The 16,284-nt window shown below is 39.5% G+C and carries 15 protein-coding genes and 1 rRNA gene; 11 read left to right on the forward strand and 5 right to left on the reverse strand.

The features are described 5' to 3' along the window. Nucleotides 1-6 precede the first annotated feature (6 nt). Nucleotides 7-81 carry a DUF1871 family protein gene (locus AC1DSL_RS12480; RefSeq protein ID WP_477532419.1) on the forward strand — a complete coding sequence of 25 codons (75 nt, stop codon included), beginning with the start codon at nucleotides 7-9 and terminating at the stop codon, nucleotides 79-81. 55 nt (nucleotides 82-136) lie between these two features. Here the strand turns inward: AC1DSL_RS12480 and AC1DSL_RS12485 are convergent, their stop codons facing one another. Both AC1DSL_RS12485 and AC1DSL_RS12490 read right to left on the reverse strand, forming a co-directional pair. Further along, a complete protein-coding gene (locus tag AC1DSL_RS12485; protein WP_016428982.1) occupies nucleotides 137-352 on the reverse strand; it encodes a helix-turn-helix domain-containing protein in 216 nt (71 codons plus the stop codon). 100 nt (nucleotides 353-452) lie between these two features. Further along, nucleotides 453-1,793 carry a sodium-dependent transporter gene (locus AC1DSL_RS12490; RefSeq protein WP_477532412.1) on the reverse strand — a complete coding sequence of 447 codons (1,341 nt, stop codon included), beginning with the start codon at nucleotides 1,791-1,793 and terminating at the stop codon, nucleotides 453-455. 133 nt (nucleotides 1,794-1,926) lie between these two features. Between AC1DSL_RS12490 and AC1DSL_RS12495 the strand changes: the two genes are divergently transcribed. The 3 genes from AC1DSL_RS12495 (at nucleotide 1,927) to yugI (ending at nucleotide 5,068) form a co-directional block, all read left to right on the forward strand. Continuing rightward, a complete protein-coding gene (locus AC1DSL_RS12495; RefSeq protein ID WP_016428980.1) occupies nucleotides 1,927-2,484 on the forward strand; it encodes an RNA polymerase sigma factor in 558 nt (185 codons plus the stop codon). Then, a complete protein-coding gene (locus AC1DSL_RS12500) occupies nucleotides 2,474-4,606 on the forward strand; it encodes a hypothetical protein (protein ID WP_477532413.1) in 2,133 nt (710 codons plus the stop codon). Before AC1DSL_RS12495 ends, AC1DSL_RS12500 begins: the two co-directional genes overlap by 11 nt. Before the next feature lie 87 nt (nucleotides 4,607-4,693). Beyond that, entirely contained in the window at nucleotides 4,694-5,068 is a 375-nt protein-coding gene (yugI, locus tag AC1DSL_RS12505; protein ID WP_016428978.1) for a S1 domain-containing post-transcriptional regulator GSP13, read from the forward strand. Nucleotides 5,069-5,138: 70 nt separating this feature from the next. On the opposite strand, the gene AC1DSL_RS12510 is transcribed toward yugI, so the two are convergent. Further along, a complete protein-coding gene (locus tag AC1DSL_RS12510; RefSeq protein WP_477532414.1) occupies nucleotides 5,139-6,446 on the reverse strand; it encodes an AAA-type ATPase lid domain-containing protein in 1,308 nt (435 codons plus the stop codon). Nucleotides 6,447-6,586: 140 nt separating this feature from the next. Between AC1DSL_RS12510 and pruA the strand changes: the two genes are divergently transcribed. From pruA to AC1DSL_RS12535, 5 genes are all read left to right on the forward strand, one after another. Continuing rightward, a complete protein-coding gene (pruA, locus tag AC1DSL_RS12515; RefSeq protein ID WP_477532415.1) occupies nucleotides 6,587-8,131 on the forward strand; it encodes an L-glutamate gamma-semialdehyde dehydrogenase in 1,545 nt (514 codons plus the stop codon). Nucleotides 8,132-8,627: 496 nt separating this feature from the next. Further along, nucleotides 8,628-9,821, forward strand: a complete 1,194-nt coding sequence (locus tag AC1DSL_RS12520) for an ornithine--oxo-acid transaminase (protein WP_016428974.1) — start codon at nucleotides 8,628-8,630, stop codon at nucleotides 9,819-9,821. A gap of 81 nt (nucleotides 9,822-9,902) precedes the next feature. Beyond that, nucleotides 9,903-11,147 carry a Glu/Leu/Phe/Val family dehydrogenase gene (locus tag AC1DSL_RS12525; RefSeq protein WP_016428973.1) on the forward strand — a complete coding sequence of 415 codons (1,245 nt, stop codon included), beginning with the start codon at nucleotides 9,903-9,905 and terminating at the stop codon, nucleotides 11,145-11,147. Between the two features lie 116 nt (nucleotides 11,148-11,263). Continuing rightward, nucleotides 11,264-12,427 carry an iron-containing alcohol dehydrogenase gene (locus AC1DSL_RS12530; RefSeq protein ID WP_477532416.1) on the forward strand — a complete coding sequence of 388 codons (1,164 nt, stop codon included), beginning with the start codon at nucleotides 11,264-11,266 and terminating at the stop codon, nucleotides 12,425-12,427. A gap of 102 nt (nucleotides 12,428-12,529) precedes the next feature. Next, a complete protein-coding gene (locus tag AC1DSL_RS12535) occupies nucleotides 12,530-12,937 on the forward strand; it encodes a YugN family protein (protein ID WP_016428971.1) in 408 nt (135 codons plus the stop codon). Nucleotides 12,938-12,986: 49 nt separating this feature from the next. Here the strand turns inward: AC1DSL_RS12535 and AC1DSL_RS12540 are convergent, their stop codons facing one another. Further along, nucleotides 12,987-13,976 (reverse strand): cation diffusion facilitator family transporter, encoded by a 990-nt coding sequence (locus AC1DSL_RS12540; protein ID WP_477532417.1) that lies wholly within the window; start codon nucleotides 13,974-13,976, stop codon nucleotides 12,987-12,989. Between the two features lie 12 nt (nucleotides 13,977-13,988). Continuing rightward, nucleotides 13,989-14,714, reverse strand: coding sequence for an MgtC/SapB family protein (locus tag AC1DSL_RS12545; RefSeq protein WP_342543190.1), 726 nt, complete (start codon nucleotides 14,712-14,714; stop codon nucleotides 13,989-13,991). Between the two features lie 139 nt (nucleotides 14,715-14,853). Between AC1DSL_RS12545 and AC1DSL_RS12550 the strand changes: the two genes are divergently transcribed. Continuing rightward, nucleotides 14,854-15,762, forward strand: a complete 909-nt coding sequence (locus tag AC1DSL_RS12550; protein WP_477532418.1) for a DMT family transporter — start codon at nucleotides 14,854-14,856, stop codon at nucleotides 15,760-15,762. 350 nt (nucleotides 15,763-16,112) lie between these two features. Next, a 16S ribosomal RNA gene (locus AC1DSL_RS12555) occupies nucleotides 16,113-16,284 on the forward strand; the annotation flags it as partial.

Here is a 16,284-nt window from a genome sequence, read left to right on the forward strand (position 1 = left end):
CAATGGATCCCTATTGACCAATGTGTTCAAATTGCCTATAAATTAATAGCGGTAAAATACGAGGCGAAATGCATCGTCTAAGCCCCATTCACAAAAAAGAGCTTACACCAATTTTGGTGTAAGCTCTTTTCATGTTTTATGAACTAACTTGAAGTCCATCCAACAAATTAGAGGCTGGAACTTCGAGTGCGTTGGATAATTTCAAAATGGTCTGTACGGAAGGGACTTCTGTACCAGCTTCATATTGTTCTAATTTCCCCGCACCAACTCGTGTTTTTAATGATAAATCTTCTAAAGACATATTACGTTCTTCACGCAATAAGCGAAGTTGAGTGTGAAATTCTTGTTTCATCTTCATGCACTCCTTTCCATCATACATCGTATGCTTGCAACTATCTTATCATACCTCGTAGAAAAAGATTTTGTGAAATAAGTCGTTTTACAGACAGTTCTCAACTTTTAAAGGCTGAAAACATGGCATTTAGGAAAATCAAAATAATCGCAATTGGGGCAAGGTATCGAACAACGAAGCGCCAAATGTTAAACGCTAAAGAAGACATATTCAATTCCTCAAACGTTTCTTGTTTCTTCAAAACGTAACCAGCAAAAATCGAAATCATTAAAGCCCCTAAAGGTAAACCAAAGTTATTTGTCAGGAAGTCAGCAAAATCGAAGAAAGTTTTTCCGAATATCTTCACGTCCGAAAATACCCCAAACGATAACKCACTTGGAATACCCACAAGGAAAATAAGCAATCCATAAATCCATGAAGAGCGTTTCCGTTTATCATATGCATTTTTAATCCCCATGGACACGACGGTCTCAAGCATCGCGATGGAAGAAGTCAAAGTTGCAAATAACATCAAAATTAAGAACAACAGCATAAAGAAAGCACCGAAAGGAATTTGTTCAAAGACTGCAGGTAAAATGATGAAAACTAGTCCTGGCCCTTCCTTAGGCGAATATCCTAATGCAAAAACGRCTGGGAATATAACCAGACCCGCCATTAGTGAAATTCCGATATTTAACATGGAAACACTAAACGCAGAATTCCCTAATTTTTGTTCCTTAGGCAAGTAAGAGGCATATGTCATCATTCCAGCGACACCAACACTAAGGGAGAAGAACGCTTGACCCAATGCCAACAGCAGGGTTTGTGCATTAAAGTAAGACCAATCCGGCACGAACATAAATTTAACACCTTCCATTGCACCCTCCAGTGTCAATGAACGAATAACCAGAACAACAAAGAAGATTAATAGTGCTGGCATCATAATTCGGCTGGCACGTTCAATCCCTGCCTCAATCCCACCTTGTACAATCAAAATCGTCAATAACATAAAGACGGCTTGACCAATCAATACTTCCCAGGGGTTCGAGATGATGCTATTGAATAAGTCCGCGTAAGAACCTTCTCCAGTATTATCAAGGCTGAACAGTAAAGCTCTTCCTAAATAGGATAAAATCCATCCACCCACAACACTGTAGAATGACAAAATAATAAATGAGAAAAAGAACCCTGACCAACCAATTAAAAACCATTTCTTGCCAGGTGCCAGTTTTTTTAGTCCTGTAATTGCATCAGCTTGTCCTTTACGTCCAATGACGAATTCTGCAAGTAGAATTGGTAAACCAATTAACAATGTACTGATGATAAACAACAAGACAAATACGCTTCCACCGTTTGTTCCTGCCATATATGGAAACTTCCATATTGCCCCCAGCCCTATTGCACTCCCTGCAGCTGCAAGGACGAAGCCAATCTTAGATGCAAAATGATCGCGCTTTGCCATGTACTCCAACTCCTTCAATCTTTAAAGATTTTTCTAATTCTAYACGAGAGCCTTTGAAATTAATATAATTTTTTGAAACAATTTGAGGAAAACGTTCGTATAACAAGTAATACATAGAGAGTGAGGGGGCCTCATGAACGAACTGGTTTTAATTGAAAGGGCACAAAAAGGAGACAGGGCGGCCTACGGTGATTTAATGAATCTTCATCATAGGACCGTTGAGAAATTTGCCTACCAGTGTGGTGTCAAAGCAGATGATGTGCAAGATGTGACCCAGGAAGTATTTATTAAACTGTATAGATTCCTCCATCAATTTCAGCGTGACCGATTTACGACATGGTTATACAAAATTACGTTAAATGCAGCGAGAGATTATTATAGAAAAGAACAACGAGAAAAAGATAAAGAAGATAAAGCCCAGGATAACGAGAACTTCGGAACGAGTGTAAGATCTGCAGAATCGAAAATTCTGGTCTTTGAAGAAGATAGAGAATTGCATGCGGCCATTCAGATGCTTGATGAAAAATATCGAATTCCCATCGTATTATTTTATTTTCAGGAACTCACATATGACCAAATCGGTGATGTCATGAACATTCCACTGGCAACGGTTAAGACACGGTTGCTAAGAGCAAAAGAACAACTCAAATCCGCACTTGCATTAAAAGGAGGGGCCGAATATGGACGATAAGCAATTTGAGCAACAAATGAAATTACTTAACAAATCTTATAATCGCGTTCCATCTAAATTTAATGCGGACGATGTATTAAGCAAAATAGATGCAGAAAATCGAAAACAACATGAAGTGCCTGTCGTGAATGCAGTTAAACAATCGAAATGGCAAAGAGTCAGTGTTTGGGCTGTCAGCTTGGCAAGTGTTTTCTTAATCGGAATTTTGAGTGCTTCATTCATGAATGATCATGATGGTCAAAAGAACAACGCGGCAGCCGAATATGATCAGAAGGAAATAGAAGAACTCAAAAAAGATTATCAAAAGGAACGTGAGAAAAGACAGAAAATGTTGGGCTTGACGAGTGAGCAGTACAATCAAATGGGCTTTGTAAAGTTTGCGGATATTGAATTTGCACGCATCACACATCCCGACACTATAAAGAACTCAACAGTTTCCTTGAAAGTAGCCTATGGAGAAACGATTAAGTATTTACGACTGCCTTCAGAAATGGTGGCAACCCTTCAAGTTGGAGATCAATTGAATGAAGAAATGAGTATGCTGTTTGTGGATGAATTAAGCAATAGAATGGACGATTTGAAAATGGTCTATGACCAGATCTTGGTCGAACATAAGGAAGTTTTGAATACTGCCAAAATGAACGGGAAACTTGACGTGGACTATTTGTATAGCAAGCAAAAAGATTTGCCTGAACCAGTGCAACAGATGATTTCGAATTCTTCCCATGAAGGTATTAAAATTAAAGTGGCTGCAAATCAAAAAGAGTATGTAACGGATTATCAAAGGAATGAATTATTCCCCGGCCTTGAAGGGAAACTTGCTTATCCTGCTTTGAATTTATTGTATATGAAATCAATGGCACCCTTCACAAATGCAGGGGAATTGGTTTACAGTCCACAAGAATCTGCGTCAATTATTGAGTCAATGGAATATTCCATGATGGGTGTCAAGCAACCAGGTGGATTGTACGCCGTAATAAAATCTTATTATGAAGACCTTGCCTATACATTGATTTTTGGATCTCCTCAGAATGCCGTTTTTGAGAAGGGAAAAATTAAAGAGGAATATCAATCTGCCTGGAATTATTTCCTTTCAATTCAAGGGACTTCACCAATCAAATATTTCATGAAACCCGTAGTAGATTCCCTCAGTGCGAATAATTGGGAAGTGAACGATACTTACAAATTTCTTGATTTCAATAGATTGAAGGAAGCACTCTGGCTTGCAGAAACGGGTGAGCTCGCAAAATTAATGCCGGCTGAGGAATTAGCGGACTCTGTGGAAGTGGTTGAATGGCCTAACTCAGAATTACAGCAAAAAATTCATGGCTATCTTAAAAATCCAGGTTCTAAAGAGTATGCTTTATCGAATTTATCACCGATTGAGTCTGTACTGTTATTTTCCTATGCTCAGCAATTAGATTTCCCGAAAGTTATGTTGGATTTAGCACTTCCATTCCAAGGCATGGAATCGGTAACGGATTTACATGCCTTTCTAGGGGATGAAAATATCCTTCCAGAAGAAGAAATTACACTTACGTATGATGACCGATTAACCACCTATCAAAATGATGAATATTTTGGCAATGTTGAAGTCCAAACGAAGGAAACTCATAAGTTAATACCGGTTGTGAAAAACCGAGAAGGTGTATGGCAACTCGATTTAGGCATTTCAGTTATAAATGAGCACTATTTTGAACCGATTAATTTGCATTACACGAAAAGAGTTCAAAAAATTTACAAAGAATTCCAAAAAGCATATGACTACGACATCATTAAATGGGAAAATCCAGATATTATTGCGGGAATTTATCTGGAAGCACTTTATTCCCGAGATGCTGAAACCCAATATACATTGCTGTTGGATGACGAGAACTATTCAAGACCTACCCGCGAAGAATATATAGGTGATTACTCTCGTTCTGCCGACGTGATGGATTGGAAAACTCTATACGAATCAGTAGAATATCAACCAGAAGTATTGGAAGATGATTATGATCATGATCAAGTGATTTATTATAATTTAAAAGCAGAGTATCGAACGGATAATGAAAAACAGAAAGGATTCCAATTGCGTAAGACGAGTGAAGGATGGCGCGTTCACTTCATGCCGATGCAGTGAGTCTTTTGAGTAAAACTCTTGTTTATGGTATAATCTTCTATGGCCTTAAGGTAGATAGGTATATATCCAAGACTAGGAGCGATTATTATGACTAAGAAGTACGAAGTTGGGGAAGTAATCTCAGGAAAAGTAACAGGCGTACAGCCATATGGCGCGTTTGTAGCATTAGACGAAGAAACCCAAGGATTAGTGCATATTTCGGAAATCACATATGGTTATGTGAAAGACGTAAGCGAATTCTTGTCTGTTGGGCAAGAAATTGAAGTGAAAGTACTTGAAGTGGACGAAGAAGCAGGCAAAATCAGCCTTTCTATCCGTGCATTACAAGAACGCCCACCGGTTTTACGTAAAGAAGACAAACCGAAAAAATCATTGCAAGCACGCGTTGACGAGCATGATGCAGAAGGTTTCAACTCTTTAAAAGACAAATTACAAGATTGGATCAAACAATCCGGTCAATGAGAAAAGTAGAAAGCGAGCCAACTCCTTGTGAGCCGGCTCGCTTTTTCTTTTCATTATGCGTTTAGATAGGTTATTTTCTTATCTTCCTTAAACGATATTGCAGGTTCTGCCTGCTCATTCCTAAAGCAACTGCAGCTTTTGTGACATTTCCTTCAAACATGCCCATCACTTTCTGCAAATAGTACATTTCCGCTTCACGTAAATAATCTTCCAGTGGCAGTAACTCACGATCAGATTGGACAACGAAATCTTCAGCTCGTTTAAGAGGTTCCCGCAATTCCTGCATTTTCAATTTGAAATGCAGAGGCAACATTTCGAACGTCACCATTTCTTCTACAGTAAGCATCGATGCGATCTCATCTAGTAAGATTTCCACTTCTTTTAAATTACCTGGCCAGTCGTACGAATGAAAAATGTCACGTACTTCTTCTGTCAGGCCCATGATTGCTGAACCGAATCGAACCCGATGTCGTGCAAAATAATCGTGAATAAAAGGATCAATATCTTCTCGTCGTTCACGCAAGGGAGGAACGACAATCGTCATGGAAGCAAAGAAGTAATAAAGCTCTTTTAATAATTCTCCCGAAGCAATCAAATCCACAGGGTCTGCCCCTACACTTGCTAAAAATAAGTGGTCCCCTAGCGTAGAGTCATTAACCATTTCTAATAGTTGTTGTTGCATACCCAAAGTCAAAAGGTCAATTCGTTCACAAAATATCGTGCTCGCTTCAAGCGTAATCATATCTTCTCTTAATTTATTGAGAATCGTCGGATCGGAGTTGTGGCAATATAACGTATAAAAATGGGACAAAGGTGGCGATAATTCGTAATGAATGCCTTCAGCGACCAAGTCTTTTCCGGTTCCTGCTTCACCAACAAGCAAGACAGATAAACGTGCCATCGCCGCTTTTTTGGCGGTTGAGATAACGTGTTTCATCGATTCGGAAACAGCCGTAATTACTGAAAATGTTATGGGTTCCCCATATCGGCGCAAAGGTTGATAAACTAAGCGTTCCAATGTGGTAACGTCACGTGCTAGCTCAACAGCCCCGATTAATTCTCCATTATCAAAAACAGGATGGGTATCGTTGATGGTTGTAATTTCATGTCCATTGCGATTCCAATAGGTTTGTTTGACATTCAGCACGTGTTCGCCGCTTTGCAGAACTTTCAAAAGGGTACTTTCCTGTTGGTCGAATTGAAATAATTCAAGAAGGGAGCGGTCAGCGACATCCTGTAAATCAAGGCCTTCAATGTTTTTCATTTTTTCGTTGTATAAAATGGTCCGCCCACTCCGGTCAATTGCGTGGATTCCCACCGAAATATGATCACTTGCAAAACGGTAAAACGGCAATAATTGAAGATCTTTATCGTTCACGGGAGGCTCACTCCTAAAGTTTTTTACGAAAATAAGAAATATCACTTGAAAAACGCAACAATCTTTTGCATTATTATAGATGTAAACGAAATAAAAGCGCAAATTATTTTTGCACTAAAATAAAAAGTAGGAGGATTCACATGATTCCTTATAAACATGAAGCATTTACAGATTTCACTAAAGAAGAAAACAAAAAAGCCATCCAAGATGGTTATAAAACAGTAGCAGGTTATATGGGTCAAGATTTCCCACTTATCATTGGTGGCGAACGCATTACAACTGAAGACAAAATTGTTTCTTACAATCCAGCTAACAAAACTGAAGTTGTAGGTTCTGTATCTAAAGCAAACCAAGAATTAGCTTCTAAAGCTATGGATATCGCTGATGCTACATTCAATACATGGAAAAAAGTAAAACCTGAAATTCGTGCTGATGTATTATTCAAAGCGGCAGCAATTATGCGTCGTCGTAAATTTGAATTCTCTGCATTACTTTCTAAAGAAGCTGGTAAAACATGGGTTGAAGCTGACGTTGAAGCAGCTGAAGCAATCGATTTCCTAGAATACTACGGTCGTCAAATGCTTCGTTTGAAAGATGGTCAACCAGTTGAAAGCCGTCCAGGTGAGTATAACCGTTATGACTACATTCCAATGGGTGTGGCAGTTGTTATTTCTCCTTGGAACTTCCCATTCGCTATCATGGCGGGTACTGCAGTTGCGGCAATGGTTACTGGTAACACGGTATTACTGAAGCCTGCTTCTACAACACCAGTTGTTGCATATAAATTTATGGAAGTATTAGAAGAAGCGGGTATGCCTGCAGGAGTAGTAAACTTCATTCCAGGTTCTGGTGCTGAAGTTGGGGACTTCATGGTCGATCACCCACGCACACGTTTAATCAGTTTCACTGGTTCACGTGACGTTGGTCTTCGTATCTTCGAACGTTCTTCTAAATTAACTGAAGGTCAAATTTGGATTAAACGTGTAATCGCTGAAATGGGCGGTAAAGACACAATCGTTGTTGATAAAGAAGCTGATTTAGAATTAGCTGCTCAATCAATCGTGAAATCTGCATTCGGTTTCAGTGGACAAAAATGTTCAGCATGTTCACGCGCGGTAATCGTTGAAGATGTATACGATCAAGTAGTAAACCGCGTTGAAGAATTAACTAAGGCTCTATCAGTTGGTGTTCCAGATCAAGATGAGCATTTCGTAGGTCCAGTTATCGATGGCGCAGCATTCAAAAAAATCATGAGCTACATCGAAATTGGTAAAGGTGAAGGTCGTGTAGTTTCTGGTGGTACTGGTGACGATTCTAAAGGATTCTTCATTCAACCAACTGTAATCGCTGACTTAGATCCTAAAGCTCGCATCATGCAAGAAGAAATCTTTGGACCAGTTGTAGGTATCTGTAAAGCTAAAGATTTCGACGAAGCTCTTGAAATTGCAAACAACACAGAATACGGCTTAACTGGTGCGGTAATTACAAACAACCGTATGAACCAAGAAAAAGCACGTGAAGACTTCCATGTGGGTAACTTGTACTTCAACCGCGGATGTACTGGCGCTATCGTTGGATACCAACCATTCGGTGGATTCAACATGTCAGGTACAGACTCTAAAGCAGGCGGTCCTGACTACCTGACTTTACACTTACAAGCAAAAACAACATCTGAAATGTTATAAGAAAAGCGTAGAAGCCCGTGCTAGCTCGACACCGGCGCTGGAAGGCTCGAATCGAAAGCTTGCTTTCGCTTGAGAGTCTGAAGCTTAGGTGCGAGCTAGGCTTCGAAGCTAGACATTACGACTAGCGGGATGCTCGTAGAGTGGCTGACGCCGGCGCTGGAAAGACCGAATCGGAAACCTTTTCCGAATGAGGGCTTGAAGCTTAGGTGCAGCCTGCCCTGCGGAACTAGACATTACGGCTAGCGAGAAACCCTAAAGTAGCTCGACACCGGCGCTAGAAGGCTCGAATCGAAAGCTTGCTTTCGCTTGAGTTTCGGAAGGATGGCTAAGTACGCCGCGTCCTGCGGCAACGCCTTCATGACCTACATCCTGTAGGCCTAAGCTTAGGTACGAGCTGGGCTTCGAAGCTAGACAGTTAGAAAAGTGACATTAAATATAGGCAGGCACATCAGAAGATGCGTCTGCTTTTTTTTGAAAATTGAGGAGGCGAAACATTATGACAGTTTCACAAAACGTTATTGCGCAAACAGAAAAATTTGGTGCGCCGAACTATCATCCACTTCCGATTGTTATTTCTGAAGCACAAGGTGTATGGGTAAAGGATCCAGAAGGCAACAAATATATGGATATGTTATCTGCTTATTCGGCAGTAAACCAAGGGCATCGTCACCCGAAAATTATACAAGCGCTTAAAGATCAAGCTGACCGTGTAACTTTGACGTCACGTGCATTCCATAACGATCAGTTAGGACCTTGGTATGAAATGATTTGTGAGTTATCTGGAAAAGATATGGCACTTCCTATGAATACAGGGGCTGAAGCTGTTGAAACAGCTATTAAGGCAGCTCGTCGATGGGCTTATGATGTAAAAGGAATTGCTGAAAACCAAGCAGAAGTCATTGCTTGTAACGGAAACTTCCACGGACGTACGATGGCGGCAGTTTCTTTATCTTCAGATCCTGATTACAAACGTGGCTTCGGACCAATGCTTCCAGGTATCAATTTGATTCCTTACGGAGACATTGAATCGTTAAAATCAGCAATCACACCGAATACAGCGGCATTCTTGATTGAACCAATTCAAGGGGAAGCAGGCATTGTCATTCCTCCAGCCGGATTCATGAAAGCTGCTCGTGAACTTTGTCGCGAAAACAACGTCCTATTTATTGCAGATGAAATTCAAGCAGGACTATGCCGTACTGGTAAAATGTTCGCATGTGAATGGGAAGATGTTGATCCAGATATGTACATTTTGGGTAAAGCACTTGGCGGAGGAGTATTCCCAATCTCTTGCGTAGTAGCCAACAAAGAAATTCTTGAAGTTTTTAACCCTGGATCTCATGGTTCAACTTTTGGTGGGAACCCAATGGCATGTGCAGTATCGATTGCTTCTTTGAATGTATTGACAGAAGAGAAGTTAGCAGAACGCTCTGAAGAACTAGGAAACTATTTCAAAGATGCACTGTCAAAAATCGAACATTCTTCTATTAAAGAAGTACGTGGTCGCGGATTATTTATCGGAATGGAACTAAACACAGAAGCTCGTCCTTATTGTGAGGAATTGAAAGAGCTTGGACTTTTATGTAAAGAAACGCATGATACGGTCATTCGTTTTGCTCCTCCATTGGTTATTACAAAAGAAGAATTGGACTGGGCAATCGAAAAAATTCAAAAAGTATTCAATAAATAATATTTAGTGTTAAAAAATAAAAATAATTATGTTACAATGATTGCGACGTAATCATTATGAATAAAGAGGCGAAACTAAAAAATGGCTGAAAATCTAAACCTGTTCACATCAACACAAGATGTTATTCAGGACGCTCTTAACAAACTTGGATATGATGAAGGAATGTTTGAACTTTTAAAAGAACCATTGCGTATGCTTGAAGTGCGTATTCCAATTAAAATGGATGATGGTAAAGTAAAAGTATTCACGGGTTATCGTGCTCAACATAACGACGCTGTAGGACCTACTAAAGGTGGCGTACGTTTCCACCCGGAGGTTTCTGAAGATGAAGTGAAAGCATTATCAATGTGGATGACATTGAAATGCGGAATCGTTGATTTACCTTATGGTGGTGGTAAGGGCGGAATTATTTGCGACCCTCGAAAAATGTCGATGAACGAAATTGAAAAACTTAGTCGTGGCTATGTTCGCGCGATTAGTCAATTTGTGGGACCAACTAAAGATATTCCAGCTCCAGATGTATTTACAAATTCACAAATTATGGCTTGGATGATGGATGAATATAGCCGTATTGATGAATTTAACTCACCAGGTTTCATTACTGGTAAACCAATTGTTCTTGGAGGTTCTCAAGGACGTGAACGCGCTACTGCCCAAGGTGTAACAATCTGTGTGGAAGAAGCTGCAAAAAAACGCGGTATCGATATGAATGGGGCGCGTGTGGTCATTCAAGGTTTCGGTAATGCTGGTAGTTTCTTAGCTAAGTTTATGAGTGATGCAGGAGCTAAAGTAATCGGAATCTCAGATGCATACGGAGCTTTACATGATCCGAATGGTTTAGATATTGATTATTTACTGGATCGCCGTGATAGTTTTGGAACGGTAACAACATTGTTCGAAAATACAATCTCTAATAAAGAATTACTTGAATTAGATTGCGATATTTTAGTACCGGCAGCAATTGAAAATCAAATTACTTCTGAAAACGCACACAACATTCGTGCGAGCATCGTAGTAGAAGCTGCAAATGGCCCGACTACTACTGAAGCTACAAAAATACTAACTGATCGAGGCATTTTACTTGTTCCTGACGTACTTGCTAGCGCAGGTGGTGTTACAGTATCTTATTTTGAATGGGTTCAAAATAATCAAGGTTATTACTGGACAGAAGAAGAAGTAAATGAAAAACTTTATAAAAAAATGGTGGACGCATTTGAAAATGTTTACACTGTTTCAACAACACGCAACATCAACATGCGTTTAGCGGCATATATGGTTGGTGTTCGTAAAACTGCAGAAGCTTCTCGCTTCCGTGGTTGGGTATAAAAATAAACGCGTCTTGTCTCTTTGGAGACARGGCGTTTTTTCGTTTATTTTAAGCTCTTTTCTTTGATTTTACGGGCGATTATGTACATAATACTCAATAGAGGAGCGTGATAAAAATGAATGCATTTTCATTTTATAACCCTGTTAAATTGATTTTTGGTAAAGGGCAACTTGAACAGATCAAACAAGAATTACCTACATACGGCAAAAAAGTACTGCTCGTTTATGGTGGCGGAAGTATTAAGAAAAATGGTCTATATGAAGAAGTAATGACCACTTTAAAAGCGGTGGATTTGGAAGTATTTGAATTGAGTGGAGTGGACCCGAATCCACGAATCTCAAGCGTCCGAAGAGGCGTAGAAATTTGTAAGAACGAAAATATCGATGTTTTACTTGCGGTAGGGGGCGGCTCTGTCATTGATTGTACGAAGCTAATTGCTGCTGGTGCAAAATATGATGGAGATGCTTGGGACTTTGTCAGTCGTAAAGCAGTACCTGAAACGGCATTGCCTTTTGGTACAGTATTGACATTGGCTGCAACTGGTTCTGAAATGAATGCGGGATCGGTTATTACTAATGAAGAGACACAGGAAAAATACGGATGGGGCAGCCCATTGGTATACCCTAAATTCTCTATATTAGATCCTACATACACTTTCTCAGTTCCGCAAGATCAAACGGTTTATGGAATTGTGGATATGATGTCTCATATTTTTGAACAATATTTCAATAACGCTACGAGTACACCGGTTCAAGATGAAATGTGTGAAGGCGTATTGCGTGCCATTATGGAAACTGCACCAAAACTACTGAACAACTTACACTCGTATGAACATCGTGAAACCATTCTTTTCTCAGGAACAATTGCTTTAAACGGCATGTTGCAAATGGGGTACCAAGGAGACTGGGCAACTCACGATATTGAGCATGCAGTATCAGCAATTTATGATATTCCCCACGCAGGTGGACTAGCAATTCTTTTCCCACATTGGATGCGTCATAATATCAAAGTTGATCCAGAACGTTTTGCCAGATTGGCGGTTTATGTATTTGGCGTAGAGCCTGAAGGCAAGACGGTTGATGAAATAGCAAATGAAGGAATCGATAACTTGCGTGCTTTTTGGACTTCAATAGGAGCGCCCGAGACACTTGCTGACTATAACATCGACGATTCTAAAATTGAATCGATGGTTGAAAAAGCTATGGTTTACGGTCCATTCGGAAACTTCGTACCATTAGAAGCAGGCGATGTACGCGCTATTTTAAAAGCTTCACTTTAATAAATGAAGTAAACTGTACTCGTGATTGATGTTTTCTTTTCCAGTTACGAATAAAACCATACTCCTCCTGTCCATTCTAATAGAAGACGGGAGGTTTTTTATTTGATAGAACTTAATTCTTCAATAGAAGGAAGACGTTTTGAAAAAGGTCACCTAGAAGAGTTTTTAACAAGTCATGGATTTACGGTAGGTGGAGGTTGGGATTACGACCATGCCTATTTTGATTATGTTTTTCAAAAGACACCATATTACGATGTCTTACGAATTCCGGTAACTGTGAAAAGTGGAGATTTTGAACAGGCATCGGCCAAATTGGAATGTGGCGTCCCTTTCTTATTAAGACATTGTTATCAGTATGGCATTGATGACGAAAAAGATGCCCTTTTTGGAGTTGGTGGAGGAGTAATGAATCAATTCCAAAAACCGACCAATAAAGATGCACCGATCAGCAATAAACTTGTCGTTCAGGGCGTGGAATTGCTTAAAACTCTAGATAGTCGTTTACAATAGGAAAGCCCCGTTCAATGAGCAACATTGAACGGGGCTTTCTTCATATAAATCATTGTGGAGGTAAAATTTCCGGTCGATTACTGACAGGCTTCCAGTGAGTGACCCCATCATCTTCATCGAATGAAATGGTTACATCTTGAACACCTTGTTGATGAAGAATTAAATCTACAAGATGATCTCGAATGTCATCAGCCTCTGCAAAAGAGATTGAAGGGTCCACTTCAGCAACTAGTTCAACATGTAAAAACTCGCCTTCTTTAATTACTGCAAGCTTTTGAATATCTTTAACGTCTTTATGTTCAAATACGAGATGCGCAATATGGTTCAACATTTGTTCGTCCGTTTCCCCGATTGCTCCACGTGCATTTTCCAGGAAAACGCGACCAACAACGTAGAACATCATTAAACCAATCATGATGGAAGCGATACCTTCTGCTTGTAAAAAGCCTGTGAAATGAGCGATTAACACTGCGACAAATGCCAGAACTCCACCGCTTGTTGCCACTAAATCTTCCATAAAGACTAATTTTGTTGCGGGTTTCGCTCGATTTAAATGGCTAAAAGCGAGTGTTAAAGGTGCCAATCCTGTTGCTTTAGGCACACCAGCTTCGTGTAGTACTTCTTTTGCCGCTTTATAAAGTACGAAAGTTTCTAATATGATTGCAATAGCTAATACACCGAGAGTAATGAATAAACCGCCTGATTTAGCCGGATGTTGTATATGATGCCATCCTTCTATAACAGTCTCATAAGACAATATCCCAACAATTAGAACTGCTCCTAGACAAACTAAATTGACGACTCTTCCGAAACCATTTGGAAAACGGGGTGTAGGAGCTTTCTTGGAAAGGGCAGAACCGATGAAAACAAAGAATTGGTTTGCAGCATCCCCAATGGAGTGCATCATTTCTGCAAACATAGCTACATTTCCTGTGAAGAAGAATGCTACACCTTTTAGTATTGCGATTACTGTATTGACGATAGCCGCTAACAATGAAGGCTTATTTCCTTCTTTAAGTAGTCCGAAAAATTCTTTCATATAATCCTCCTATTAGGATAAAATTTCTAGTTCGACTCGATCAATGTATGAAAGAGAATGGACACTGTCATAAATGGTTAATGAATTATGCTTTGGTAAAGTGGAAAAACGTAATTCAATTTCATGCTTCAATCGTTGATCGGAAAGTGGGATATCTTTGATACGAAGACTTTCAATGACCATCTCTTCTGATTTAAGAAAAGAAACCAAATGTTCGATCGAACCCGATTCAGAAAGGAGAACCTTCATATATACTTCCTTCATTCGAAGACGCTTAGGACCAATTTTAGAAAGAAGTGGAGGAAGAACCTCAATCCCAACCAAAACAATCAGTACACAACTCGTCGCCTCTACATAAAAACCTGCCCCGACAGCAATTCCGATTGCACCAGCACCCCAAATCATTGCAGCTGTTGTTAATCCGGTAATACTGTCGTTACCTTTTCGCAGTATTACACCCGCTCCTAGAAAACCAATTCCACTAACGATTTGGGCTGCCAGCCTTAAAGGGTCCATGGTTATATTCACACCGTCTCTAGCTTCTGCCATATAAGCTGACTCAATAGAGATATATGTAAGAAGACAGCTGAAAGTGGCAATAACCAAACTTGTCTTCAAACCAACTGGTTTCTTTTTAAGTTCCCTCTCAAGACCAATTATTAAACTTAATAATGCAGCCAATCCTAATTTCATCAATATTTCAGTATGTATAAATCCGTCAACAATTATTGAGCCCATAAGCATCCTCCTATTTAATAAGATAAAAAAAATTGCAATGCAGGATAAGACATGAAACAATATGAAGGATTATCTATATAGTACCTTTATTCGAATAGTATTATCAATTGTTTCAAGGGTACAGAGAGAAGTGAACTTAATGGAAAAACCAACAATTCACCCTTTAATTCCAATTGCAGTTGGCGTTCTCGCAGTTGCCCTGTCGGCAATATTTGTAAAACTTGCAAATGCGGATGCAGGGGTCATAGCATTTTATCGTATGTTATTTTCAGTATTAATCATGGCACCCATTTTCTTTTGGAAATACACGTCAGAAATTAAACAATTAACAAAGAGAGATTGGACATTTTCGTTAGTTGCCGGAATCTTTTTGGCTTTTCATTTTATCTTATGGTTTGAATCACTAAATTACACATCGGTGGCCAGTTCAACGGTTCTAGTGACGTTACAACCTATTTTTGCCTTCGCGGGTACATACTTCTTTTTTAAAGAACGCTTATCATTAAAAACCATCGTATCTGGAGTCATTGCATTAGGAGGCTCGATTTTAATAAGCTGGGGAGACTTCCGAATCAGTGGGAGTGCATTATATGGAGATGTATTGGCGCTCATCGCTTGTGCACTTGTTACTGCCTATCTTTTATTCGGCCAGGATGTACGTCAAAGACTGTCTCTCGTTACATATACATTTGTGGTGTATGGAATTAGTACGATTACGCTATTTTTCTATGTATTAATTAAAGGAGAATCATTTGGACCTTATCCAGCTGATGATTGGTTATGGTTTATCTTATTAGCAATCGTACCGAATCTATTGGGACATACATTATTTAATTGGTCTTTAAAATATGTTTCAACAAATGTTATATCAATCGCAATTTTATTTGAGCCTGTGGGTGCAGCAATTTTAGCATTTTATATCTTTGATGAATATTTAATCACGACTCAGATCATCGGAGGAATCATCGTTATTGCAGGTATAGTACTGTTTGTAGTGGACTTTAAGAAGATATTTAAACTTTTTCGTAAAAAACCTCTTGATTTATAAATCAAGAGGTTGTATATTAATACTTGTCCTTCGGAAGCGAAGAAAAATATTTCAAAATAGTTATTGACTTTGATTTCGAATGAAGGTATATTAATAAAGTCGCCAAAACGAGCGACAAACAAAAAAGAAAAAGCAAAACTTTTTGTTGACATGACAATCTGGATTTGCTAAGATATAAAAGTTGCCGTTACAACAACGGTAAACAAATGAACCTTGAAAACTGAACAGCAAAACGTCAACAATAAAGCGGAACRCACTTCGGTGTGGGAAGCRAAACTTGAACTTAATTGTTCATTTTAAAACGTCATTAATTTGACGCCAGCAACAAAGTCGAGCTAATCGACTCACCTATTATGGAGAGTTTGATCCTGGCTCAGGACGAACGCTGGCGGCGTGCCTAATACATGCAAGTCGAGCGGAATGATGAAGAAGCTTGCTTCTTCTGATTTTAGCGGCGGACGGGTGAGTAACACGTGGGCAACCTACCTTGTAGATTGGGATAACTCCGGGAAACCGGGGCTA

The sequence above is a fragment of the Paenisporosarcina sp. P4_D4 genome, assembly GCF_056401835.1.